This is a genomic window from Kurthia sp. Dielmo, from assembly GCF_000307285.2.
GTDB classification, from domain to species: domain Bacteria; phylum Bacillota; class Bacilli; order Bacillales_A; family Planococcaceae; genus Kurthia; species Kurthia populi.
Genome location: NZ_HE578957.1, coordinates 598,362 through 623,834, shown reverse-complemented (window position 1 = coordinate 623,834; position 25,473 = coordinate 598,362). Strand labels below are relative to the sequence as shown.

22 protein-coding genes and 1 other annotated feature are annotated in these 25,473 nt (G+C 38.8%); of the genes, 21 read left to right on the top strand and 1 reads right to left on the bottom strand.

The genetic code is table 11. The features are described from left to right. The first annotated feature begins 144 nt into the window (after window positions 1-144). From pfkA to rplT, 20 genes are all read left to right on the top strand, one after another. Complete coding sequence (gene pfkA / locus KTHG_RS07965; RefSeq protein ID WP_139992621.1) at window positions 145-1,101, top strand: 6-phosphofructokinase; 957 nt, start codon at window positions 145-147, stop codon at window positions 1,099-1,101. Between the two features lie 20 nt (window positions 1,102-1,121). Next, window positions 1,122-2,879 carry a pyruvate kinase gene (gene pyk / locus KTHG_RS07960; protein ID WP_139992619.1) on the top strand — a complete coding sequence of 586 codons (1,758 nt, stop codon included), beginning with the start codon at window positions 1,122-1,124 and terminating at the stop codon, window positions 2,877-2,879. Between the two features lie 444 nt (window positions 2,880-3,323). Then, window positions 3,324-4,439: a citrate synthase gene (gene citZ, locus KTHG_RS07955; protein WP_139992617.1), complete on the top strand. Its 1,116-nt coding sequence runs from the start codon at window positions 3,324-3,326 to the stop codon at window positions 4,437-4,439. Window positions 4,440-4,571: 132 nt separating this feature from the next. Continuing rightward, complete coding sequence (icd, locus tag KTHG_RS07950; protein ID WP_029499445.1) at window positions 4,572-5,834, top strand: NADP-dependent isocitrate dehydrogenase; 1,263 nt, start codon at window positions 4,572-4,574, stop codon at window positions 5,832-5,834. An 87-nt stretch (window positions 5,835-5,921) separates the two neighbouring features. Further along, window positions 5,922-6,860 (top strand): malate dehydrogenase, encoded by a 939-nt coding sequence (mdh, locus tag KTHG_RS07945; protein WP_139992615.1) that lies wholly within the window; start codon window positions 5,922-5,924, stop codon window positions 6,858-6,860. Between the two features lie 142 nt (window positions 6,861-7,002). Then, complete coding sequence (locus KTHG_RS07940; RefSeq protein ID WP_126989223.1) at window positions 7,003-7,443, top strand: MaoC family dehydratase; 441 nt, start codon at window positions 7,003-7,005, stop codon at window positions 7,441-7,443. Window positions 7,444-7,492: 49 nt separating this feature from the next. After that, entirely contained in the window at window positions 7,493-8,200 is a 708-nt protein-coding gene (locus KTHG_RS07935; protein WP_139992613.1) for a response regulator transcription factor, read from the top strand. Next, window positions 8,200-9,663, top strand: coding sequence for a two-component system histidine kinase PnpS (gene pnpS, locus KTHG_RS07930; RefSeq protein ID WP_126989225.1), 1,464 nt, complete (start codon window positions 8,200-8,202; stop codon window positions 9,661-9,663). Before KTHG_RS07935 ends, pnpS begins: the two co-directional genes overlap by 1 nt. Window positions 9,664-10,008: 345 nt before the next feature. Continuing rightward, the gene (polA, locus tag KTHG_RS07925; RefSeq protein WP_139992611.1) at window positions 10,009-12,636 is read left to right on the top strand and encodes a DNA polymerase I; all 2,628 of its coding nucleotides are present in this window, start codon (window positions 10,009-10,011) and stop codon (window positions 12,634-12,636) included. 11 nt (window positions 12,637-12,647) lie between these two features. After that, window positions 12,648-13,520, top strand: coding sequence for a bifunctional DNA-formamidopyrimidine glycosylase/DNA-(apurinic or apyrimidinic site) lyase (gene mutM, locus KTHG_RS07920; RefSeq protein ID WP_139992609.1), 873 nt, complete (start codon window positions 12,648-12,650; stop codon window positions 13,518-13,520). Between the two features lie 11 nt (window positions 13,521-13,531). Continuing rightward, a complete protein-coding gene (gene coaE / locus KTHG_RS07915; protein ID WP_126989228.1) occupies window positions 13,532-14,134 on the top strand; it encodes a dephospho-CoA kinase in 603 nt (200 codons plus the stop codon). 149 nt (window positions 14,135-14,283) lie between these two features. Further along, a complete protein-coding gene (locus KTHG_RS07910; RefSeq protein WP_126989229.1) occupies window positions 14,284-15,303 on the top strand; it encodes a glyceraldehyde-3-phosphate dehydrogenase in 1,020 nt (339 codons plus the stop codon). Window positions 15,304-15,492: 189 nt separating this feature from the next. Beyond that, the gene (gene nrdR, locus KTHG_RS07905; RefSeq protein WP_126989230.1) at window positions 15,493-15,978 is read left to right on the top strand and encodes a transcriptional regulator NrdR; all 486 of its coding nucleotides are present in this window, start codon (window positions 15,493-15,495) and stop codon (window positions 15,976-15,978) included. 30 nt (window positions 15,979-16,008) lie between these two features. Beyond that, a complete protein-coding gene (locus KTHG_RS07900) occupies window positions 16,009-17,796 on the top strand; it encodes a DnaD domain protein (RefSeq protein ID WP_126989231.1) in 1,788 nt (595 codons plus the stop codon). A 9-nt stretch (window positions 17,797-17,805) separates the two neighbouring features. Beyond that, the gene (gene dnaI / locus KTHG_RS07895; protein ID WP_126989232.1) at window positions 17,806-18,738 is read left to right on the top strand and encodes a primosomal protein DnaI; all 933 of its coding nucleotides are present in this window, start codon (window positions 17,806-17,808) and stop codon (window positions 18,736-18,738) included. 55 nt (window positions 18,739-18,793) lie between these two features. Continuing rightward, window positions 18,794-19,028, top strand: a binding site (T-box leader). 81 nt (window positions 19,029-19,109) lie between these two features. Further along, window positions 19,110-21,041, top strand: coding sequence for a threonine--tRNA ligase (thrS, locus tag KTHG_RS07890; protein WP_139992607.1), 1,932 nt, complete (start codon window positions 19,110-19,112; stop codon window positions 21,039-21,041). A 307-nt stretch (window positions 21,042-21,348) separates the two neighbouring features. After that, complete coding sequence (locus KTHG_RS07885; RefSeq protein ID WP_139992605.1) at window positions 21,349-22,077, top strand: glucosaminidase domain-containing protein; 729 nt, start codon at window positions 21,349-21,351, stop codon at window positions 22,075-22,077. 338 nt (window positions 22,078-22,415) lie between these two features. Then, window positions 22,416-22,943, top strand: a complete 528-nt coding sequence (gene infC / locus KTHG_RS07880; protein WP_139992603.1) for a translation initiation factor IF-3 — start codon at window positions 22,416-22,418, stop codon at window positions 22,941-22,943. Between the two features lie 12 nt (window positions 22,944-22,955). Then, complete coding sequence (gene rpmI, locus KTHG_RS07875) at window positions 22,956-23,153, top strand: 50S ribosomal protein L35 (protein ID WP_010288254.1); 198 nt, start codon at window positions 22,956-22,958, stop codon at window positions 23,151-23,153. 78 nt (window positions 23,154-23,231) lie between these two features. Beyond that, entirely contained in the window at window positions 23,232-23,591 is a 360-nt protein-coding gene (rplT, locus tag KTHG_RS07870; RefSeq protein ID WP_126989236.1) for a 50S ribosomal protein L20, read from the top strand. 96 nt (window positions 23,592-23,687) lie between these two features. On the opposite strand, the gene KTHG_RS07865 is transcribed toward rplT, so the two are convergent. After that, entirely contained in the window at window positions 23,688-24,125 is a 438-nt protein-coding gene (locus KTHG_RS07865; RefSeq protein WP_126989237.1) for an Rrf2 family transcriptional regulator, read from the bottom strand. A gap of 170 nt (window positions 24,126-24,295) precedes the next feature. Between KTHG_RS07865 and hmpA the strand changes: the two genes are divergently transcribed. After that, a complete protein-coding gene (gene hmpA / locus KTHG_RS07860; protein ID WP_139992601.1) occupies window positions 24,296-25,462 on the top strand; it encodes an NO-inducible flavohemoprotein in 1,167 nt (388 codons plus the stop codon). Window positions 25,463-25,473: the final 11 nt, after the last annotated feature.

Below are 25,473 nucleotides of genomic sequence, written 5' to 3'. Positions count from 1 at the left end.
TAGAACATAGAGAGAGATGTTAGACCTCATACGAGATATTTCTCGTATAAGCTCTAATTATCTCGATGAATGATTCGGCTGAGTCATAGCAAACTGCTATGTTCAGCCCATCTTTGTTTTAACTGACTATTAGGAGGTCATCCTATGAAGAAAATTGGTGTTTTAACAAGTGGTGGCGATTCACCAGGTATGAATGCAGCCGTACGTGCAGTTGTTCGTAAAGCAATTTATCATGAAATGGAAGTCGTTGGTGTTTACCAGGGCTACCAAGGATTGATGGAAGGCGAATTTAAACTACTTGAAATCGGTGATGTTGGGGATATTATCCAACGCGGTGGTACGATGCTTCATTCTGCTAGGTCATTGGAATTTAAAGAAGACGAAGCGCAACTGCAAGCAATTGAGCGTATGCGCGCAGCAGGTATGGAAGGCCTTGTCGTAATCGGTGGAGATGGCTCTTATCGCGGGGCATTAGCACTGAGTGAAAAAGGTTTCCCTACAGTAGGTGTGCCAGGGACGATTGATAATGATATTCGAGGCACGGATTATACGATTGGTTTTGATACAGCATTAAATACAGTAATTGAAGCAATTGATAAAATCCGAGATACGGCTACATCACATGATCGAACATTTGTTATTGAAGTAATGGGGCGTGACGCGGGAGATATCGCCTTATGGGCAGGTTTAGCAGGTGGTGCAGAAACCATTCTTGTTCCTGAAGAAGCGACAAATATTGATGAAATGGTCAAACGTTTGCAACGTGGTAAAGAACGTGGTAAAAAACATAGTATTATTATCGTGGCAGAGGGTGTTATGTCAGCGAACGAACTGCAAAACATTTTATTAGATAAAGGTATTGATACGCGAGTTTCTGTATTGGGTCATATTCAACGAGGTGGTTCACCAACAGCGCGTGACCGTGTGTTAGCAAGCATGATGGGTGCACATGCGGTAGAAGTGTTAATGAATAATGTCGGAGGCCGTGCCGTTGGTATTCGTAATCAAGCGGTGGTAGACTATGACTTGAAAGAAGTATTTGAAACAGAACATCATTTAGATCAAGCAATGTTTAAATTATCAAAAGAATTATCCATCTAACTTACGGGAGTGTTCAACGAATGAGAAAAACAAAAATTGTATGTACAATCGGTCCAGCAAGTGAATCACATGAAACGTTAGTAAGCTTAATTGAATCAGGTATGAATGTTGCACGTTTAAACTTTTCACATGGTTCTCATGAGGAGCATGCGGCACGTATTCAAGCCATTCGTCAAGCCGCAAAAGAAACAGGCAAAATTGTCGGTATTTTATTAGATACGAAGGGTCCAGAAATTCGTACAAATAATATGGAAAATGACGCGATTGAACTTGTAACAGGTCAAACAATTGATATTTCAATGACAGAAGTGCTTGGCACAACAGAAGTATTTTCAATCACATATGAAAAATTAATTGAGGATGTTCACGAAGGTTCTGTCATTCTATTAGACGATGGTTTAATCGAATTACACGTAACAGGAACTGACAAAGAAAAAGGCTTAATTCACACAACAGTTGAAAATGCTGGAACATTAAAAAACAAAAAAGGTGTAAACGTACCAGGTGTATCTGTTCAACTTCCAGGGATTACAGAAAAAGATGCGGCAGACATCGAATTTGGTATTGAACAAGGCGTTGATTTTATCGCAGCTTCATTCGTTCGTCGTCCATCAGATGTATTAGAAATTCGCGAATTATTAGAACGTCATGATGCACATATTCGTATCATTCCAAAAATCGAAAACCAAGAGGGTGTCGATAATATTGATGGCATCTTAAAAGTTTCAGATGGTTTAATGGTAGCACGTGGCGACTTAGGTGTAGAAATTCCTGCAGAAGAAGTACCAGTCGTGCAAAAAAGCTTGATTCAAAAATGTAATAAACTAGGGAAACCAGTCATTACAGCAACACAAATGTTAGATTCAATGCAACGCAATCCTCGTCCAACACGTGCAGAAGCAAGTGATGTGGCAAATGCAATTTTAGATGGGACAGATGCAATTATGCTATCTGGTGAAACAGCTGCTGGTTTATACCCTGTAGAGTCTGTTCAAACAATGCATAAAATTGCATCACGTATTGAAGATACATTAAATCACAAAGAAATCGTACGTGCGCGTAGCAAACAAAATGGTGCAACAATGACAGAAGCAATTGCACAATCAGTTGCGTATACATCATTAAACTTACAAGTGTCAGCTATTTTAGCGCCGACAGAAAGTGGTGCAACAGCACGTGCTATCGCGAAATATCGTCCTGGTGTGCCAGTTGTTGCGGTAACTTCATCTGATGTGACGAGCCGTCAATTGACACTTGTTTGGGGTGTACAACCATTAACAGCGCCAAAAGTTACGTCTACCGATGAAGTCTTAGAATTAGCTGTACAGAAAGCACTTGAAAGTGATGTTGTAAAATATGGTGATTTAGTTGTTATTACAGCAGGTGTACCAGTTGGTGAAGCGGGTACGACGAACTTAATGAAAGTGCATATGATTGGCGATAAACTCACAAAAGGTCAAGGGATTGGTCGTGCTGCAACAAACGGTAAAGCACTTGTAGTGAAAAACGCAGTAGAAGCTTTAACCGAAGATGCGACTGGTCGAATTATTGTAACGATTGGTTCAGATCGTGAAATGATGCCAGCAGTTGAAAAATGTGCCGGATTAATTACAGAAGAGGGCGGTTTAACATCTCATGCAGCAGTTGTTGGTTTATCATTAGGTATACCAGTAATTGTGGGTGTAAAGAACGCAACAACTGTTATTGAACAGGGCCAAGAAATTTCTATGGATGCAACTTCAGGTGTTATTTACAAAGGGTACTCAAGTATTCTATAACAGCCAAAATATTATAATAAAAAAGCGAATGGTCAAAAAGATCATTCGCTTTTTTGCTGGATTTTAAACGTAGAACGACTAGGAAAAAAGTGGACAATCGAGCAACAATAATGTTTATAACAGCATATAAAAACATTTATAGATGACGTAATAAGCAAGGTATATAGTGTGTGAAAAGTTACTTTTTATATAAAAAATTACATTAAAACCCTTTTAAGTTTTATATAACCATCTTGAAATTTACGGTTTTTTCTAGAAAAAATCGTATTTCTCTACTAAAAACGCCAAATTTATTAAATGATTAGTTTTAATTCACAAAGCCGTCAAAATTGATTATAATAATTCATGTAAGCGATTTACTTATAGAATCATATAATTTTTTTGGGGTAATAAGTGGGAACATTTATTACAAATACTTATGATATGAATAGGAGCGATATTACTATGGCATCAACAAAAGGTTTAGAAGGTATCGTAGCAGCAGAAACAAAAGTAAGTTCAATCATTGATGATAAATTAACATACGTTGGTTACAGCATCGACGATTTAGCTGAAAATGCATCATTTGAAGAAGTGGTATTCTTACTTTGGAACACTCGTCTTCCAAATGCTCAAGAATTAGCAGAATTAAAACAACAATTAGCAGACAACATGGAAATCCCAACTGCAATCGTTGATTTATTCAAATCTATGCCACTTGATCAAGTGCATCCAATGGCTGCTCTACGTACAGCGATTTCAATGTTAGGAACATTCGATAAAGAAGCAGACGTTATGGAAACAGAAGCAAACTACCGTAAAGCAATTCGTTTACAAGCGAAAATCGGTACAGTAGTTACTACTTTTGCACGTGTGCGTAACGGTCAAGAACCAATTGCACCTAAAAAAGACCTTAGCTATGCAGCTAACTTCTTATACATGCTAAAAGGTACTGAACCTGAAGCTGTCGAAATCGAAGCATTCAACAAAGCGTTAGTTCTTCACGCTGACCACGAATTAAATGCGTCAACATTTACTGCACGCGTATGTGTAGCTACTTTATCTGATATTTACTCAGGTATCACTGCTGCAATCGGCGCATTAAAAGGTCCATTACACGGTGGCGCTAACGAGCAAGTTATGAAAATGTTATCTGAAATTGGTTCAGTAGACAATGTTGAATCTTACATTCAAGATAAATTAGATAACAAAGTTAAAATCATGGGATTCGGTCACCGCGTATACCGTTCTGGTGACCCTCGTGCACCACACTTACGTAAAATGTCTGAAAAACTTACTAAATTAACTGGTAAACCAGAACTTTACGATATGTCAGTGAAAATCCATGACATGATCTGGGAACAAAAACACTTACCTGCAAACGTTGACTTCTTCTCAGCATCAGTTTACGATTCATTAGAAATCGAACATGATTTATTCACACCAGTATTCGCTGTATCACGTACAGCTGGTTGGTCTGCACATATTTTAGAACAATATGCAAACAACCGTTTAATCCGTCCACGTGCTGAGTACGTAGGACCTGGTTTACAAAAGTACGTTCCAGTTGAAGAACGCTAATAACTTAGCGAATTTTCGCTCAAATGCGAAATGCTTCAAATAGAACTGTATGATATAATGTAATAGTCAGTGGGCTTGTTCCTTATTGGACCAAGCCCATGATTATGATTAACTTTAGGAGGCGCAATTTACATGGCAAAAATTACTATGGAAAACAACGGTGTGTTAAACGTACCGAACAACCCAACAATCCCATTCATCATCGGTGACGGTATCGGTCCTGATATCTGGCACGCAGCTTCACGCGTTATTGACGCAGCTGTTAAAAATGCTTACAATGGCGAAAAATCAATCGAATGGTTAGAAGTTTTAGCTGGTGAAAAAGCATTCAACGCTACAGGCGAATGGTTACCACAAGAAACTTTAGACAAAATCAACGAATACTTAATCGCTATCAAAGGACCTCTTACAACTCCAATCGGTGGCGGTATCCGTTCACTAAACGTAGCATTACGTCAAACTCTTGACTTATATGTATGCTTACGTCCAGTACGTCACTTCGAAGGTGTTCCTTCTCCAGTTAAAAAACCAGAAGACGTTGACATGGTAATCTTCCGTGAAAACACTGAAGATATCTACGCTGGTATCGAATACAAAGCTGGTTCAGACGAACAAAAGAAATTATTAAACTTCTTACAAACTGAACTAGGTGTTAATAAAATTCGCTTCCCAGAAACTTCAGGTTTAGGTATTAAACCAGTTTCTAAAGAAGGTACAGAACGTCTAGTACGCGCTGCTATCAACTATGCAATCGATAACAACAAACCAACTGTTACTTTAGTACACAAAGGTAACATCATGAAATTCACTGAAGGTGGATTCAAACAATGGGGTTACGATTTAGCTGCAAACGAATTCGGCGATAAAGTATTCACTTGGGCTCAATATGATGCAATCGTTGAAGCTGAAGGTACTGAAGCTGCAAACGCTGCACAAGCTAAAGCTGAAGCTGAAGGCAAAATCATCGTAAAAGATTCTATCGCTGATATCTTCTTACAACAAATCTTAACTCGCCCTAAAGAGTTCGACGTAGTAGCTACAATGAACTTAAACGGCGACTACATCTCTGATGCATTAGCTGCACAAGTTGGTGGTATTGGTATCGCTCCAGGCGCTAACATTAACTACGTAACTGGTCACGCTATCTTTGAAGCTACTCACGGTACTGCTCCAAAATATGCTGGTCAAGATAAAGTTAACCCATCATCAGTATTACTTTCAGGCGTATTAATGCTTGAACACTTAGGCTGGCAAGAAGCTGCTGACGCTATTACAGCATCAGTAGAAAAAACAATCGCTTCTAAAGTTGTAACTTACGACTTCGCACGTCTAATGGATGGCGCTACTGAAGTGAAATGCTCAGAATTCGCTGACGAATTAATCAAAAACCTTTAATCCTTAAGGGTTATAAGAGGTGAAGCTTGCTTCATCTCTTTTTTTATACTCAATTACCATTTTATTGTAGAATAGGAGGATTTTAATATGTCTCATAAACGTAAAAAGATTTCTATTATCGGTAGCGGGTTTACCGGATCTACAGCTGCTTTTTTAGTAGCGCAAAAAGAACTTGGTGATGTGGTGCTAGTCGATATTCCACAAGCAGAAAATCCAACAAAAGGAAAAGCGCTTGATATGGCAGAGGCTGCACCAATTTTAAGTTTTGATTCACAAGTAACAGGAACAGCTAATTATGAAGATACAGCAGATTCAGATGTTGTCATCATTACAGCAGGGATTGCTCGTAAGCCGGGAATGAGTCGTGATGACCTTGTGAAAACAAATCAACGTGTCATGGAATCGGTAGCAAAAGAAGTGGCTAATTATTCGCCAAATGCCATTTTATTAGTATTAACGAATCCAGTGGATGCGATGACCTATACGGTTTATAAGGCATCTGGTTTTCCTAAAAACCGAGTGATTGGACAATCGGGTATTTTAGATACGGCTCGTTTTCGTACCTTTGTAGCAGAGGAGCTAAATATATCGGTGAAAGATATTTCAGGCTTTGTTTTAGGTGGGCACGGAGATACGATGGTACCGCTTGTTCGTTATTCTTATGCCGGTGGTGTACCACTGGAATTATTAATCGATAAAGAGCGACTAGACGCTATCGTGCGACGTACACGCGTCGGTGGTGGTGAAATTGTTAACCTCTTAGGTAATAGTTCTGCTTACTATGCACCTGCTGCCGCGATGGTAGAAATGGCAGAAGCCATTTTGAAGGACCAACGCCGCATTTTACCGACAATTGCTTATTTAGAAGGTGAATATGGACAATCAGGTATTTATTTAGGTGTACCGACAATTTTAGGTGCAGAAGGCATCGAAGAAATCATTGAACTACCACTGACAGATGAAGAGCAGCAGGCATTGAATTATTCAGCAGATGCAGTAAAAGATGTTATGCAGGCATTAGATTAAATAGCAAAAAAGGTTGGGCCGCCTGCTCGACCTTTTTTGTTGGCCTAAATGTTAGAAAGTAAGTAATGCAACACTTGTGCTCGATTTTTCATCCTATAACTGATACTATAAAAACAGAGTAGGAGAGAGGAGGCTGGATACTATGTTATTAGGTAAAAATAACCGCATTGGTAAAACATTTGAGCAAGTAGAGGTTGGCGATTCTATTCAAATTACAGAAAAAATTGAAGACCAGCAATTACTGCTCTATTTAGGATTAACAAATGATAGCAATCCGTTATTTATTCAACATGATTACGCAAGTCGAACGGAATTTGGACGTCCAATTGTACCGACTGTCCTATTAAATGGCATTATTACGTCAACAATATCAAAATATTTACCAGGTCCAGGCTCGCGAATTATGGAGCTTGCACTACAGTTTCCCGGTATCCTCTATCATTACGAAACGATTCATATCGTCTTAAACGTCATCGATAAGCGGGAATCGATTCAAGGAATTATGATTCATGTTGAAGGACGTAACCTATCGACAGATGAATTAATTGTGACTGGAACGGTAATCGCAATACCACCTAAATGAGTGAATTTGAGATGGGGGTTTCAAACGAACATTTTGGAGGCAAACAAACATGACAAATAAAATTTTAGTAGTAGAAGACGAATTAGCAATTTCAACATTATTACAATACAACTTGAAACAAGCAGGCTATGAAGTCATTCAAGCTTTTGATGGACAAGAGGGTCTTAATAGAGCAGTGGCAGAATTACCTGATTTAATTTTGCTTGATTTAATGCTTCCTAAAAAAGATGGTATGGAAGTATGCAAAGAATTACGCATTCAAAAAATTGGTACACCTATTATTATGCTAACAGCAAAAGACGATGAGTTTGATAAAGTGTTAGGACTCGAATTAGGCGCGGATGATTATATGACAAAGCCATTTAGTCCACGAGAAGTAGTAGCGCGTGTAAAAGCGGTGCTACGTCGCTCAAAAGTGCAGGAACAAACGACAGAAGTTGAACGTGAAAAGACGTATCATATTGGTGCGTTAAGTGTTTATCCAGACCGCTTTGAAGCAACATTAGATGGTAAGGAATTAGAGTTTACGCCAAAAGAATTCGAGTTACTTGTTTATTTGTTAGATAATAAAAATCGTGTATTGACGCGAGACCAATTACTAAGTGCAGTATGGCACTATGATTTTGCGGGCGATACACGTATTGTAGATGTACATATTAGCCATTTGCGGGATCAAATTGAAGAAAACAGCCGTAAGCCTAAATTTATTAAAACGATTCGTGGGTTGGGCTATAAATTTGAGGAGCCCAAAGGATAATGAAATCAATGCGAGTACGCTTACTAACAGCGTTTGGTTTCTTGTACGCAGCTGTGTTAGCAAGCCTAGGTTTTGGTATCGGTCAATTATTACCTGCTTATATTGATACGACAATTGAAAAGCGCCTTTCTGCAAGTGATGCGCTATCACAGGCTACTAATCGCCAAGTCCATGATGCATTATCATTTTGGCTTGTGTTAATTGGTGCGCTCATTGTGGCATTTATTGTACTAATGCTACTTAGCAATCGTATTTTGCATAATGTGACGTCTTCTGTCGACCATGTGACGAATACAGCTTTAGAATTAGCAAAAGGAAATTACCGTGCGCGTGCTTATGAATCTGCAGAAGCACCGACTGCTTCATTAAGTAGCTCCATTAATGTGCTAGCCCGAAATTTACAAGATATGATGATGACGCGTGAGATTGAACAAGAGCGTTTGAAAACACTGATTGAAAATATGGGCAGTTCGTTGATTATGATTGGACGCGAGGGCGATATTTCTGTCGTCAATCGTGTGTTTTTAAAGCTATTTGAAAAAGAATATGATGAAGTGACTGAGCATGTATTCCGGGATTTAGGTATGCCACTTGAGCTCGAAGAATTTGTTGACCATGTCTTTATGACAGAAGAAGCGTATCGCCAACAAATTCAGATTCCGCTTGATGGTGGAATGCGTCATATGGAAGTGTATGGTGCGCCAGTAATTGGGGAGCATGGGCACTGGCTAGGTGTGGTCATTGTCATGCATGATATTACAGAGCTTAAAAAGCTAGAACAGGTTCGTAAAGATTTTGTTGCCAACGTGTCGCATGAATTACGCACACCGATTACGTCGATGAAAGGCTTCTCCGAAACATTGCTTGACGGCGCATATAAGGATGAAGAAACATTACTAACATTCCTTGAGATTATGAATCAGGAAAGCAATCGTCTTCAAATGCTTGTAAATGATTTACTAGAGCTTTCGAAGCTTGAAAAACATGGCTTTCAGCTAGATTTATTGCCGACAAGTTTGAATGATTTAGTGAAGCGAGCAGCAGAGATGTCTGCACAGCATCTTGAAGAAAAGGAAATGATACTACAGGTTGAAGCACCTGATGACATTGTTATATTAGGTGATGCGAATCGTTTGATGCAAGTTATTGTGAATTTATTATTTAATGCCATTAACTACTCGCCTGAGCACACGACGATAACGATGCGACTAAGTGACAATTCGAAATTTGGCATTTTAGAAGTAAAAGATGAAGGGATTGGGATTGCGAAAGAAGAAATTCCGCGCGTCTTTGAACGCTTTTATCGTGTTGATCGTGCGCGTAGTCGAAATTCAGGTGGTACAGGTCTGGGCCTGGCGATTGTGAAGCATTTAATTGAAATTCATCACGGTAAAATCCAGGTTGAAAGTGAAGTAGGCCAGGGTACAACGATGCGTGTTATGCTACCGAAAATACCATCTTAACAATATCTTTACAATTCGTTTATAAAGTCTTCAAAGAGTATTGGTACTATAAATAGCGAAGGCCCCCTTCAAATTCCCTTTTATTCAGACGATCCCCTTGTTGCCAATTGGTAATTTTGCGTCTGGAGCTACTTGTGTGTGGCGAAAATCGTGACGAAATCGCAGACGGACAGAAACGAGGGCGTTCTGTGACGAGAACGGCTGCTATTTTTTCACCATTTGACCGGTAGAAGTAACCGAGACTTCTACCGGTCTTTTTTTGCGTTAAAAAGAACGTGTGTGCGACGATTTGTTGCTGGCATGGTAAGATAGAAGAGATAAGTTTACTAGGAAGGGAATGTAACGATGACAAAAGAAAAGTTACTATTATTAGATGGCAACAGTTTAGCATATCGCGCATTTTTTGCGTTACCACTTTTAACAAATGAGCAAGGCATTCATACAAATGCCGTATATGGCTTTACGACGATGCTACAAAAGATTTTAGGAGAAGAAAATCCAACGCGCATTTTAGTCGCCTTTGATGCAGGGAAAACGACATTCCGCCATAGCACATTTAAAGACTATAAAGGAGGTCGTCAAAAGACACCGCCTGAGCTGTCAGAACAATTCCCGTATTTACGAAAATTATTAGATGCGTATAATATGAAGCGCTATGAATTAGAAATGTATGAGGCGGATGATATTATTGGAACATTGAGCCGTCAAGCAGATGAACAAGGCCTTGAAACGATTATTATTTCAGGTGATAAGGATTTAACACAATTAGCATCGGATAATACAACAGTTTATATTACGCGTAAAGGCATGACCGATATTGAGCACTATACACCGGCACATATTCAGGAAAAATACGGTTTAACACCGCTGCAAATTATTGATATGAAAGGCTTAATGGGCGATTCATCAGATAATATTCCAGGTGTCCCAGGGGTTGGTGAAAAAACGGCCATTAAATTATTAACGCAGCATCCGACCGTTGAAGAAGTTTATGCACATCTTGAGGACGTCAAAGGTGCAAAATTAAAAGAGAAACTTATGGCGAATGAGGAGCAAGCTTTAATGAGTAAAGAGCTTGCGACAATTAACCGTGATGTACCACTTGAGTTATCGATTGATGATTTGGCATGGAGTGCACCAGACACAGAAGCGTTATTTGGTATTTGGCGTGAGCTGTCATTTAAATCATTAATTGAAAAAAGTGATTTAGCTGTTGAGGAAACGACAGAGAAAAAAGATATCGCGTGGGAAATCGTCGATGATATGACGGATAAATTAACGGACACAATGGCTGTGCATGTCGAGCTAGAGGATGAGCATTATCATAGCTGTGCGATTTTAGGTGTTGGTTTTACGGCTGGTGAAGCTTCTTACTATATGCCATTTGAAGCGGTACAGCAATCTGAAGCGGTCAAAGCATATTTAGCAGATGATACGAAAATAAAATATGTTTATGATGTGAAGGCACAACGAGCTGCACTTCACCGCTTTGGTATCGCATTAAATGGTGTCAAAGCCGATATGCTATTAGCTGCCTATATTGATGAAGCAGGTCAAAACTTAGACGATGTGGCTACGGTTGCGAAAAGCTATGGCTATTATGATGTGCAAGTAGCGGAGCAAGTCTATGGTAAGGGCGCAAAACGTGCTATACCAGAGCAAGTCGTACTAGCAGAGCATGTGGCACGTAAAGCATTAGCTGTTTGGCATGCGCTTCCGACGATTGAGAAAGCATTACAAGATAAAGAGCAATTTGAATTATACAAAACGATTGAGTTACCACTAGCACTTATTTTATGTGACATGGAATGTGCTGGGGTTGTTGTAAATGAGCAACGTCTAATCGAAATGGGTGAGGAGCTTACATTAAAATTAGATGCGATTGAGCAAAAAATCTACGCATTAGCAGGAACAGAATTTAATATTAATTCACCGAAACAACTAGGCGTTGTTCTATTTGAAAAACTGGAACTTCCTATTATTAAAAAGACAAAAACCGGCTATTCAACAGCAGCGGATGTGCTTGAAAAGCTACAACCTGAGCATGACATTATTGATTACATTCTAGAGTTTCGTCAGCTTGGAAAGTTAAAATCAACGTATATCGAAGGCTTATTAAAGGTCGTACATGAAAAGGATCATAAAATTCATACACGTTATCAGCAAGCATTAACTGCTACAGGGCGTCTAAGCTCGATTGACCCGAACTTGCAAAACATTCCAGTCCGCTTAGAGGAAGGGCGTAAAATTCGTCAAGCATTCGTACCAAGTCATGAGGGCTGGAAGTTGTTTTCTGCCGATTACTCACAAATTGAATTACGTGTATTAGCGGATATGGCAGATGAAGCGAACTTAATCGATGCTTTCAAGCATGATTTAGATATTCATACGAAAACAGCAATGGATGTGTTTGGTGTAGCGAAAGAAGATGTGACATCAAATATGCGTCGCCAAGCAAAAGCTGTAAATTTTGGTATTGTATACGGTATCAGTGATTATGGATTATCACAAAACTTGGGTATTACGCGTAAAGAAGCGGCCGAATTTATTGAACGCTATTTTGAAAGTTACCCAGGCGTACAGGGCTATATGAGCTCGATTGTTGAACAAGCGAAAAAGGACGGTTATGTTACAACGCTACTAAATCGTCGTCGTTATTTACCGGATTTAAAGAGCCGTAACTTTAATGTACGTAGCTTTGCAGAACGTACAGCAATGAATACACCAATCCAAGGGACAGCAGCAGATATTATAAAAAAAGCAATGATTGATATGGCGGCTGCACTAAAAGCGAAAAATTTACAAGCAAAAATGCTTCTACAAGTACATGATGAGTTGATTTTTGAAGCACCACCTGAAGAATTAGCTATTTTAGAAGAGCTTGTGCCGGCTGTGATGGAAGCAGCTGTTAAATTAAAAGTACCATTAAAAGCCGATGCTGCATCTGGTAATACATGGTACGACGCGAAATAGGAGGAGAGATTTTGCCTGAATTACCAGAAGTAGAAGGTGTTGTTCGTATGCTGAAACCAGCTGTTGAACATAAAACAATTCAACGTGTCATCGTGTCTCCGGTTATTTACGCATCAAAAGCGGCTGGAAAAGAAGCAATTATTAAAGGCCAAACACCAGAAGCATTTATTGCAGCAGTAGAAGGAATGACGATTGAACATATTGAACGACATGCAAAATATATTTTCTTTACGATGTCGAAAAACGGCGGGCAACAATTAATCGTCAATCATTTAGGGATGTCAGGAGCATGGTTTCATGTTGCACATCCGGATGATGTGACAGAAGGGAAATTTCACAAGCATATGCATGTGATGTGGCAGTTAGCAGCGGAAGAATGGTTAATTTATGCGGATATTCGTCGCTTTGGCGAATTACGCTTATTGCGAGAAGTTGCGGATTATCCGCCGCTACTTGCAATGGCACCTGAACCGTTTGACGACGTTGCAATGGATTATTTTCTAGAAAAATGTACGCAGAGAAAGTACAATAATAAAGCCATCAAAGCTGTTATTATGGACGGACAAGTCGTAAGCGGCTGTGGGAATATCTACGCAACCGAAGCACTATTTAGAACAAAAATACATCCGGGACGAAAAGTGTCCCAAATAGATAAAGCCCAATTACGACAGTTATTTCAAGAAATTTTTGCAGTTTTGACAGAAAGCATCGCATTTGGTGGCTCTTCTATCTCAGATTATCGAAATATTAACGGTGAAGCAGGAGGCATGCAACACCATTTGCAAATGTATGGGATGAAAAAATGCCCAATGTGTCATACTAATACAGAGCAACAAATTATCGCTGGACGAAACTCCTTTTATTGTCCAAACTGTCAACGCTAGGGGGAAGAAAAATGATTATCGGTTTAACAGGAAGTATTGCAAGTGGAAAAAGTACGGTCGCAAAAATGTTTGAGGATTTAAAGATTCCAATCGTTGATGCGGATAAAGTAGCACGTGTTGTAGTCGAACCAGGTCGTGAAACATTACAGCAAATTGCGGCTCAGTTTGGCGACGATGTCATTTTAGAAGATGGCCATATGAATCGTAAAAAAGTAGGAGATTTGATTTTTCATGACCCAACAAAGCGAAAACAATTGAATGAGATTATTCATCCGGCGATTCGAAAAGAAATGCTTCGACAACGCGACAAACACTTGTCTGACGGGCATCCACACGTTGTTATGGATATTCCATTATTGTTTGAAAGTGGTCTTCAAAGTTATGTCGAGAATATTCTTGTCGTTTCTGTTTCAGAGGAAAATCAATTAAAACGCTTGATGGCTCGAAATGATTTAACCGAGCAAGAGGCACGCGCACGCATTAGCTCACAACTGCCGATTTCAGTAAAAGAAAAAGGAGCAGATGCGGTTATTTATAACAATGATTCGGTTGCATCAACAAAAGAACAATTACATTATATTTTAAAAAAATGGGGTGTTCTACAAGAGCTGTAAAAAGCTCTTGTTTTTTTGTTTGTTAAATTGTCAGAAAATAAAATCTTTAAAATTTAAGTGAAAAAAGGTTTTCCTTTTCGTTTAATGTGCTATACTAATTGCAAATAAGATGTTCAATTCAAACACAACCACATAGGAGGATTTATATAATGACAGTTTCAATTGCGATTAACGGATTTGGCCGCATCGGTCGTATGGTATTTAGAAAGGCTATGGCAGAGGATTTAAATATTGTAGCAATCAATGCTAGCTATCCTTCAGAAACTTTAGCTCACTTAATTAAATATGACACGACACATGGTCGTTTCGATGGTTCTGTTGAAGCCGGTGAAGATTTCTTAGTTGTAAATGGTAAGCGCATACAATTAGTAGCTGAGCGTAACCCACTTTTATTACCTTGGAAAGAAATGAACGTAGATATCGTGATCGAAGCAACTGGTAAATTCAATGAACGTTCAAAAGCTGCACAGCATTTAGAAGCCGGTGCAAAAAAAGTAATCTTAACAGCACCTGGTAAAAATGAAGACGTAACAATTGTGATGGGTGTAAATGATGATAAATTAGATTTATCAAAACATGATGTCATTTCAAATGCATCATGCACAACAAACTGCTTAGCGCCAGTAGCAAAAGTCTTAAATGACACATTTGGTATCGACAACGGTTTAATGACAACTGTGCACTCATACACAAATGATCAAAAAAATATCGATAACCCACATAAAGATTTACGTCGTGCACGTTCTTGCGCAGAATCAATCATTCCAACTTCTACAGGCGCTGCAAAAGCATTAACACTTGTATTACCGGAATTACAAGGTAAATTACATGGTATGGCTTTACGCGTTCCAACACCGAATGTGTCATTAGTAGATTTAGTTGTTGATTTAAATGAAACAGTAACGGTTGAACAAGTAAATAATGCATTCAAGAAAGCTTCTCAAGGCGCATTAAAAGGTATCTTAGATTACACAGAAGAGCCACTTGTATCAAGCGACTTCAACACAAATCCTGCCTCAGCAACAATTGATGGCCTAACAACCATGGTTATGGGCGATAAAAAGGTAAAAGTACTTGCATGGTATGACAATGAGTGGGGTTATTCTTCACGTGTTGTTGATTTAACGAAAAAAGTAATCGCTGGTTTAGCAACAGCAGTTAACGCTTAATTTAAACCCTAAAAAAATCCTAATTCATATGTATTGAAAAAGACCGAGAATGCCACTCGGTCTTTTTATGTTTTAAAACATAAGAAAGTCAGGCTTTTCTTTAGAAATAACGACATCTATTCGATTTTTAATGTGGTTTTTTGATATAATAAGTAAACTATAAGATATATATCAGGAGAGTAGAAAACTATGAGATGTCCAACGTGTCAATATAACGGAACAAAAGTAATTGATAGTCGCCCTGTAGATGACAACAAGGCAATTCGCCGCCGTCGTGAATGCGAATCATGTGGCTTCCGTTTTACAACATTTGAAAAAGTAGAAGAAATGCCATTGATCGTTGTGAAAAAAGATGGTTCTCGTGAAGAATTTAGCCATGAAAAAGTGCTACGAGGGTTAATTCGCGCGTGTGAGAAGCGCCCGGTTGCATTGTCTGTACTCGAAGAAATTGTTTTTAATATTGAAAAAGAATTACGACGACAAGGTAATGCAGAAGTAAAATCAGAAGATGTTGGGGAAATGGTTATGGAGCGCCTTGCAAAAATTGATGAGGTATCTTATGTGCGTTTTGCATCTGTTTATCGTCAATTTAAAGATATTTCGGTGTTCTTGGAGGAAATGCGTGATTTGCTGGAAAAGCAAACGAAGGAAAAAGAGCAATCGAATGATGAATAGGAAACAAGGGCAATAAGGAGGCGCATTACAGTGGTAAATTTATATCGAGAATTACAGCCAGTAGACCGACTGTCGATTCGTATTCCTTTCCCATTATCAAGCTATGAACGAAAATTAATTACATTACTTTATCAACCATTAATCGGTCCCGATGCTGTTAGCTTATATTTTATGCTATGGGCTGAGGGTGAGGATATGATCGAAACAAATCTGTCACATTATCATTTAATGAATGCGCTTGATATGCCGATTGCACAAGTGTTTGAATCACGTATTGCATTAGAAGCGATAGGATTATTACGTAGCTGGCGTCGTGAGGAAGATACGATGCGATCCTTTATTTATGATGTCATGCCACCGCTTGATGCGAAATTATTTTTTGATGACCCTATTTTATCGATGTTTTTATATAGCAAGATTGGGGAGCATGCGTATCGTTTATTAAGACAGCGCTTTATTGTGAAAGGGTCGACAACGGCAGGTTATAGTGATGTGTCGCGCTCATTTATGGATGTCTATCAGCCGGTGCAGCAACATATGCCACCAAATGACTTGCAAATGTCTACAGGTGTAGAGAAGCCAAAAGACATCCCATTTGATACACATGATTTTGACTTTGAGGCACTACGTCAAGGATTGTCAGAGCAATTAGTGCCGCAGTCTGTTTTGACACCAGAAATGAAAGTGCTAATTGCAAAAACGGCCTTTTTATATCATTTATCACCGAAAGATATGCAGCAAATTATTATGATGGCTTTAGATGAAACGATGCACATTAATGAAGCAAAATTAAAAAAATCAGCATCCAGCTATTATAAGATGACGATTTCTACAGAGCCACCGACAATGAAAAAATTTGTGAAGGTGGAAGAAAAGATACAAACTGAAGAGCCACAAAAAGAAAGTAAGACGAAAAAGGATGGCGTGATTGAAAACTTCAATGCATTGTCACCAATTGAAACGCTAAGTGCGCTTGCAGGAGATAGACCACCTTTTCCAAAAGATATTGAGTTAGTAGAAGAATTAGTTATGTCGTATGATATGCCAATGCCTGTCGTGAATGTATTGATTCATTATACGTGCTTACGAAATAATGGTCGCTTGAATAAAAATTATATGCATGCAATCGCGAGTGCTTGGCGCTACTCAGGTGCTGAAACAGCAGAAGAAGCGATGAAGATGGCACGTGACTTTGAGCATAAAAAGCAAGTGAAGGAAGAGCCGAAGACATTAGTAGCAAGTGATGCGATGCATGAGCAATATAAAGTGCTACGTGCAGCGGCGGGCGCTTTTTATCAAATCGAAGTGGCAAAAGATGGTGCGTATTCAGAAACGGAATTGAAAACAAAAACGATTGAGCTTTTCGAGCAAACAGAGCCCATGACCTTCCTTCAAATGTTGAATGACGGTAAAGAACCATTTTCTAATGATGTAAAAGTGATTCAAAAAGCGTTGGAATCATTTGATATGCCGCAAGAAGTGTTTAATGCATTGATTCATTACGCTTATTTTGTGAGCACGAATTCAATTAATCTGAATTTCTTAGAGGCCATTGCAGGGAGCTGGCGTAAGGAAAATATTGCGACTGCTGAAGCAGCACTTGATTATGCAAAGGCGTACCAGCAATCAAAATCAACGAAATATTATAAAACATCCTATACGAAACAACCACAAGTAGATGAAACAAAACTACCGGGCTGGTTTAAAGATGGTCAGCATAAAAAACATGTGGAAGAACAATCTGAACAAACGACCGAAAAAGATTTTGAGGCGGAACGTCGGAAAATATTAGAAGAACTCGGCCTTGATGAAGGGTAGGTGAACGCCGTGGAACCGATAAAAAATCAAATCCAAAAGAAAATGGATGGCGCATTTGAAGAACGTTTAGCGAAGATGCAACAAGGTGTGTTGGCACATCCAGCGATTCAGGCGTTTATTCAGCAACATCAGTTATCAAAAACAACAATAGAACGTGGTATGAATAAGTTATTTGAATACACATCACAACAACATGACTGTAGTCAATGCGAGTCGGTGGCGCTGTGTAAAAATCCAATTAATGGCCTTGTACCGCAACTAATTGTAGAACGTGGCAATATCGATTTAGAGTATGTACCATGTGAGACGAAACGCATAGAGGATGACCGTCGTAAAACGGCTTCAATGATTTCGAGTATGCACATGCCTCGTGAAGTAATGAAGGCGACACTTGAAGATATTAAAGTCGATAGTGAACAGCGTCTTAATGCGTATAAAGAAGCAATGGCCTTTATTAGCCAAACGAAAAAAGATCCGGAGCATTTGCCACATATTGGTCTTTATTTACACGGGAGTTTTGGTGTCGGAAAATCCTTTGTGCTAGCAGCGATTGCAAATGAGCTTGCATCGATGCAAGTACGTACGATTTTAGTGTATGTGCCAGAATTTTTACGTGAGCTAAAAAGTGCAATTGGTGAAAATTCGTTAGAAGAAAAGATTGATTTCGTTAAAAAAGCACCTGTTTTAATGCTAGATGATTTAGGTGCGGAAACATTAACAGCGTGGACGCGTGATGAAATTTTGGGAACGATTCTCCATTATCGTATGGCGGAGAGCCTGCCTACATTTATTTCATCGAATTTAAATTATGAAGAGCTTGAGCAGCATTTGGCACGAACAAAAGGGGATATTGACCCTGTCAAAGCAGGCCGAATTATGGAGCGTATTCGCACAATTACAAAATCTGTTGATATGACAGGTGAAAATCGTCGTAGCTTTTAATCATCACCTCTTGAAGTTTTATAAAAAAACGTATATAATTTGTTTCATAAAATGAATAAATGCAACGAAAAGGACAACAATGATTTGTACGACTTTCAGAGAGAGAAGTATTAGGTGCGAGCTTCTTAGTACGGCAAATGATTTACCACCTTGGAGCAGCGGCAGTGAAGTATGAGTAATTGTCGACGGTAGCGGCCCGTTAGCCGATCGAGAGCTTCGTCTTTGTACGCCACTAGTGGGTACATGGAAGGAAGAAGGGTGGAACCACGAGTATACATCTCGTCCCTTTGCGGACGGGATTTTTTTTATGCAAAAAATCTCCAGCTTGTGGCCTAGAGCGCTCGAAACATACCAAAGGAGAGAATTTTAAAATGGCAGACATGATTAACTTAACATTCCCTGATGGCTCTGTAAAAGAGTTTGAAAAAGGGATCACTACAGATGCAGTAGCAGCGGCAATTAGCCCAGGATTACGCAAAAAAGCACTTGTTGGTAAATTCAACGGAGAACTAGTTGATACAAAAACACCACTTGAAAAAGACGGTACAATCGCCATCTTAACACAGCAAGATGACGAATCACTTGATGTTATGCGTCACTCAACTGCGCACCTTTTAGCGCAAGCATTAAAACGTCTATATCCTGGCATTAAATTAGGTATCGGACCAACAATTGAAAATGGTTTCTACTATGATGTTGATTCTGAAACACCAATTACTGCGGAAGATTTCCCGGCAATTGAAAAAGAAATGAAACGCATCGTTGCAGAAAACTTAGATATCGTACGTCATGACGTATCTCGTGCAGACGCACAAGCGAAATTTGAAGAAATTGATGATGAATATAAATTAGAACTTCTTGAAGCAATTCCTGAAGACGAACAAGTATCAATCTATTCACAAGGCGAATTCTTCGACCTTTGCCGCGGTATCCACGTACCATCAACAGGTAAAATTAAAGAATTCAAATTATTATCAGTAGCAGGTGCATACTGGCGCGGAGATTCTAAAAACAAAATGTTACAACGTGTATACGGTACTGCATTCTTCGATAAAAAAGATTTAAAAGCACATCTTCAAATGCTTGAAGAAGCAAAAGAACGTGACCACCGTAAACTAGGTAAAGAATTAGAATTATTCACTACAAATAAATTAGTAGGTCAAGGTTTACCATTATGGTTACCAAACGGCGCAACAATCCGTCGTACAATTGAACGCTACATCGTTGATAAAGAAGTTTCACTAGGCTACAAACATGTTTACACTCCAGTAATGGGCTCTAAAGATTTATACGTAACTTCTGGTCACTGGGATCACTACCAAGAAGATATGTTCCCACCAATGGAAATGGATAACGAAACATTAGTATTACGTCCAATGAACTGCCCTCACCATATGATGGTATACAAATCAGCAATGCGCTCATACCGTGACTTACCACTTCGTATCGCAGAGCTTGGTATGATGCACCGTTATGAAATGTCAGGTGCTGTCTCAGGGTTACAACGTGTACGTGGGATGACTTTAAACGATGCCCACCTTTTCGTACGTCCGGATCAAATTAAAGAAGAATTCAAAAAAGTAGTTGAATTAATCTTAGCTGTTTATAAAGACTTTGATTTAAATGACTACGAATTCCGTTTATCTTACCGTGACCCTCAGGATACTGAAAAATACTTCGATGACGATGCGATGTGGGAAAAAGCACAAAGCATGTTAAAAGAAGCAATGGATGACCTTGGCTTAGATTACTATGAAGCTGAAGGCGAAGCAGCGTTCTATGGTCCAAAATTAGACGTTCAAGTAAAAACTGCTATTGGTAAACAAGAAACATTATCTACAGTACAACTTGATTTCTTATTACCAGAACGCTTCGACCTTGGCTATGTAGGTAAAGATGGTGAATTACACCGTCCAGTTGTTATTCACCGTGGTGTTGTATCAACAATGGAACGTTTCGTAGCCTTCTTAATCGAAGAATACAAAGGTGCATTCCCAACTTGGTTAGCTCCTGTACAAGTTCAAGTAATCCCAGTATCAAATGACGTTCACTTCGACTACGCGAAAAAAGTAGAAGAACAACTTCAAGCTGCTGGTATTCGCGTAGAAATGGATTACCGTGAAGAAAAACTTGGTTATAAAATCCGTGAAGCACAAATGAAAAAAATTCCGTACATGTTAGTACTAGGGGATAAAGAAGTAGAATCTGACAGCGTAAACGTACGTAAATATGGCTCTAAAGATTCTGAAACAGTAGCGTTTGCTGAGTTCTTAGAAAAATTAGTGGCAGAAGCAAATCGCTAAATTTTATAAAAAGAGACTGTGACAAAACACGTCATTTTTCTTTTTAGCATTGGCAACGAAAAACCGGAACCGCGCCCCAGCGCGATTCCGGTTTTTTTATGCTCATAGAAGCGGTTGTTTTTACATATATCTCAAAGCCTCTTTCTTTTATGCAATTTTTTCTGCTTTTTTTGATGTCATTTGTAACATTTACATAAAAAATAATACAAATGTATGATTTATGGTTTGTTTGTGCATATTTTTGTGAAAATAGAGGAATGTAGAAGGATATAGATAAAGTACAGAATTTAATTGAAAGAGGGATTTTATGAAAAAAATGTGGAAACGAGCCGCTGCCGCTGTGGCTTTTACAGGAATATTATCGGCGGGAGTAATGGACGCGCATGCAGATTATAAATCAGATTTTGTTTATACATATGCTGGCAGTGCCCAAACACTTGCGAATCAAATGAATTTATATCCATCTGTTATGATTGCGCAAATGGCTTTAGAAAGTAATTACGGTACGAGTGGACTAACGCAATCAGCAAATAATTTATTTGGTGTCAAAGGTAGTTATGGCGGTAAATCAATTGTGCTTAAAACACAGGAACAAAAAGGGAAGAAGCTCGTAACAATTAAAGATCATTTCCGTTCATATCCATCTAAATGGGCATCAATGGTTGATTACACGAAAGTGATGCAAGGCAGCCACTTAAGCGGCGCTTGGGTATCAAATACATCAAACTACCGCCAAGCAACGCGTGCACTACAAGGGGTTTATGCAACAGATCGTTATTATAGCTCGAAATTAAATGCTATTATTGCACAATATGGCTTAACACGTTATGATACAAAGCAAGTGAAAACAACGAAAGTAAGCTACAAGGTGAAATCTACTTCAACATCAGGCCGTATTACACATACAGTTCGTGCTGGTGAGACATTATCGAGTATTGCGGTGAAATATGGTGTGCCAGAACGTACCATTGCAGCTAGAAGCGGCTTAGCGAATACCAATCATTTAGTAGCGGGGAAACGATTAGTTATTAAATAGTAGAAAAAGAGGGATGTGAAACTCTTATTGAAAATAAGTTTGACACCCCTTTTTCTATGTGATAATATAAGTGAGGTTAATGAATACAATAGTTTGAGGTTAAGAAGAGGCTGCCCGCTTCTCACCTAGTTCTCGTCTTTAATTAGTACGAGCGGGTTATGAAAACAAATCGCACATGCGCATTTCGCATGAACATATATATTGCGGGCGGACATTTCGAATTTCGACTATGTCCGCCTTTTTTTGTGGACATCGAAATACCGACCGATTTTCGGGCAATCAAGCCCAAACACTGTATTCGCGACACTACTTGGAGGTGGATTATCATTAGCAAAGACATGTATGTAAACGACGGTATCCGTGCCCGTGAACTTCGTGTTATCGACCAAAATGGTGAACAGCTAGGAGTTAAAACACGTAATGATGCTTTGAAAATTGCAGAACGTGCAAACTTGGATTTAGTCCTTGTGGCTCCACAAGCTAAGCCACCGGTTGCTCGTATTATGGACCATGGTAAGTTCAAATTCGAACAACAAAAGAAAGATCGCGAAGTACGTAAAAACCAAAAAGTAATCGTATTAAAAGAAGTACGTTTAAGTCCTACTATCGATGAACACGATTATCAAACAAAATTACGTAACGGGATTAAATTCCTTGAAAAGGGAGACAAAGTTAAAGCGTCTATTCGCTTTAAAGGTCGTGCAATTACGCACAAAGAAATCGGTCAACGTGTATTAGACCGTTTCGCTGAAGACTGTAAAGAAGTAGCAACCGTTGAACAACGTGCGAAAATGGAAGGTCGCAGCATGTTCTTAGTATTACAACCTAAGAACGAAAAAAATAACTTTTTAGTTGAACAAGCTTAGGAGGAATTCGAAATGCCAAAAATGAAAACTCACCGTGGCGCTGCTAAACGTTTCAAAAAAACTGGTAGCGGTAAATTAAAATTTGACCGTGCTTACGGAAGCCACTTATTCGCAAACAAATCTACAAAACAAAAACGTCACCTACGTAAAGCTGGTATCGTATCAGCAGGCGACTACAAACGCATCAAATCTTTATTAGCTTACAAATAATCATTTAGATCGTTCAAACAACATAAAAAATATAGAATATTCATCTTACATAGAGATGAATAGCAGGAGGTAATTAGTATGCCACGCGTAAAAGGCGGTACAGTAACACGCGCACGTCGCAAAAAAGTTTTAAAATTAGCTAAAGGTTACTTTGGTTCTAAACACACATTATACAAAGTAGCTAACCAAGCAGTAATGAAGTCAGGTCAATATGCATACCGTGACCGTCGTCAAAAGAAACGTGATTTCCGTAAATTATGGATCACTCGTATCAACGCAGCTGCACGCATCAACGGTTTATCTTACAGCCGTTTAATGCACGGTTTAAAACTTGCTAACATCGACGTTAACCGTAAAATGTTAGCTGAATTAGCAGTATCTGATGCTGCTGCATTCGCTCAATTAGCTGAAGCTGCAAAAGCTCAATTAGCTAAATAATTAGAAGCACCGATGCTTCTTTAAAAGACGCAATCTTAGGATTGTGTCTTTTTTTGCGTAAAAAAAGACTTAAGCACATGGCTTAAGTCCTTTCATTTACTCATTGAATAATAATGCGGCAATTTCTTGTTTATTATGAAGAAAATCGCTTAGCTTATATTCGTCAAGTACCGTTATATATGCGTGAAGTGCCTTATTTAAAGCACCTTTTAAATTACAGACTGGAGAGATTACGCACCCGATTGATTCGGGATTAAAACAATCGACTAAATAGAAATCTTCCTCTGTTTGACGGACGACTTCGCCTATTCCAATTTCTTCTGGGCGTTTTGCAAGACGAATACCACCGCCACGACCTCGAATCGTTTCGACATAGCCCATCTTACCAAGCTCATGCGATACTTTCATTAAATGGTTTTTTGAAATACCATACGCATCTGAAATTTCTTTAATTGTTGATAAAGCGTCAGGCTCCTTAGCACCAAGAAATAAAAGAACTCGCAATGAATAGTCTGTGTACAATGTTAATCGCACTTGATTCACCACCTATTCATAAATAGTATAACAGAGCAATGAAAAAGAGTCTTGTATTTAAAGATGTATTTAAAATATGTCTTTTCTGTTAAAGATGTATTTTATATATTGCTTTTAAAATTTTAGCGGAGTATATTAAAGGTGTTAAAAGAAGAGAGGACGTGTCGAACATGTTATCACAACAAACAATGAACGTTATTAAATCAACTGCTCCAGTATTAGAAGTACATGGTGTTACTATTACAAAAACATTTTATAAAAATTTATTTGAAGCACATCCTGAACTATTAAATATTTTCAACCATACAAATCAATCAAAAGGGCGTCAACAAACAGCTTTAGCAAATACAGTTTATGCTGCAGCAGTCAATATTGAAAACTTAGAAGCGATCCTACCAGTTGTTCATCAAATCGGCCAAAAACACCGCTCATTAGGAATTTTACCGGAACATTATCCAATCGTTGGACAATTTTTACTTGCAGCAATTAAAGAAGTTTTAGGTGATGCCGCAACGGATGAAATCTTAGGCGCATGGGGCGAAGCATATGGGGTAATCGCAGATGCATTCATTCAAACAGAAGAGGTCTTATATCAAGAGGCAGAGCAAAAAGATGGTGGCTATCGCGGCTTCAAACCATTTAAAGTAACGAAAAAAGTGGTGGAAAATGAATTAATTACATCATTTTACTTAGTACCAGCAGATGGCGCGGCATTACCAGAATATTTGCCAGGTCAATACATCTCTGTACAAGTAAATATTCCGGGGCATCCATATACACACAACCGCCAATATTCATTATCACAAGCGTATAACGGTCAAGAATACCGTATTTCTGTAAAAGCTGAAAAACAAGCTACACCAGCTGGCGTCGTCTCAAATTACTTACACGCAAACTTAAATGTGGGTGATGAATTAATGGTATCTGTACCAGCAGGTGATTTCATTTACAATACAGCAAAAGGAACACCTGTAACATTTTTAGCAGCAGGTGTTGGTGCTACACCACTTGTAGCAATGTATCAAGCTGCAGTAAAAGAAAATGATGCAAAAGTGAAATTCATTCATAGTGCATCTCATATTCCATTACACCCATTCGAACGCGAATTATTAGGCATTGCATTCCCAAGTAAAAATGCGACATACGTTCCTGTAACAACAGCAGCATCAGGCCATATCGACCAAGACTTCTTAGCTGCACAAGTTGATTTAACTGGCGAAGTATACTTATGTGGTCCAGTTGGCTTCATGGAAGCGATGATTCAACACTTAACAGCATTAGGTATGTCAAAAGAAAATATTCATTTTGAATTTTTTGGTCCAGCAATGGCGCTATAAAAACAAAAGAA

Coding starts and splice junctions, on each gene's coding strand:
- pfkA (WP_139992621.1), top strand. CDS start 145: ATGAAGAAAATTGGTGTTTTAACAAGTGGTGGCGATTCACCAGGTATG.
- pyk (WP_139992619.1), top strand. CDS start 1,122: ATGAGAAAAACAAAAATTGTATGTACAATCGGTCCAGCAAGTGAATCA.
- citZ (WP_139992617.1), top strand. CDS start 3,324: ATGGCATCAACAAAAGGTTTAGAAGGTATCGTAGCAGCAGAAACAAAA.
- icd (WP_029499445.1), top strand. CDS start 4,572: ATGGCAAAAATTACTATGGAAAACAACGGTGTGTTAAACGTACCGAAC.
- mdh (WP_139992615.1), top strand. CDS start 5,922: ATGTCTCATAAACGTAAAAAGATTTCTATTATCGGTAGCGGGTTTACC.
- KTHG_RS07940 (WP_126989223.1), top strand. CDS start 7,003: ATGTTATTAGGTAAAAATAACCGCATTGGTAAAACATTTGAGCAAGTA.
- KTHG_RS07935 (WP_139992613.1), top strand. CDS start 7,493: ATGACAAATAAAATTTTAGTAGTAGAAGACGAATTAGCAATTTCAACA.
- pnpS (WP_126989225.1), top strand. CDS start 8,200: ATGAAATCAATGCGAGTACGCTTACTAACAGCGTTTGGTTTCTTGTAC.
- polA (WP_139992611.1), top strand. CDS start 10,009: ATGACAAAAGAAAAGTTACTATTATTAGATGGCAACAGTTTAGCATAT.
- coaE (WP_126989228.1), top strand. CDS start 13,532: ATGATTATCGGTTTAACAGGAAGTATTGCAAGTGGAAAAAGTACGGTC.
- KTHG_RS07910 (WP_126989229.1), top strand. CDS start 14,284: ATGACAGTTTCAATTGCGATTAACGGATTTGGCCGCATCGGTCGTATG.
- nrdR (WP_126989230.1), top strand. CDS start 15,493: ATGAGATGTCCAACGTGTCAATATAACGGAACAAAAGTAATTGATAGT.
- thrS (WP_139992607.1), top strand. CDS start 19,110: ATGGCAGACATGATTAACTTAACATTCCCTGATGGCTCTGTAAAAGAG.
- KTHG_RS07885 (WP_139992605.1), top strand. CDS start 21,349: ATGAAAAAAATGTGGAAACGAGCCGCTGCCGCTGTGGCTTTTACAGGA.
- infC (WP_139992603.1), top strand. CDS start 22,416: ATGTATGTAAACGACGGTATCCGTGCCCGTGAACTTCGTGTTATCGAC.
- rpmI (WP_010288254.1), top strand. CDS start 22,956: ATGCCAAAAATGAAAACTCACCGTGGCGCTGCTAAACGTTTCAAAAAA.
- rplT (WP_126989236.1), top strand. CDS start 23,232: ATGCCACGCGTAAAAGGCGGTACAGTAACACGCGCACGTCGCAAAAAA.
- hmpA (WP_139992601.1), top strand. CDS start 24,296: ATGTTATCACAACAAACAATGAACGTTATTAAATCAACTGCTCCAGTA.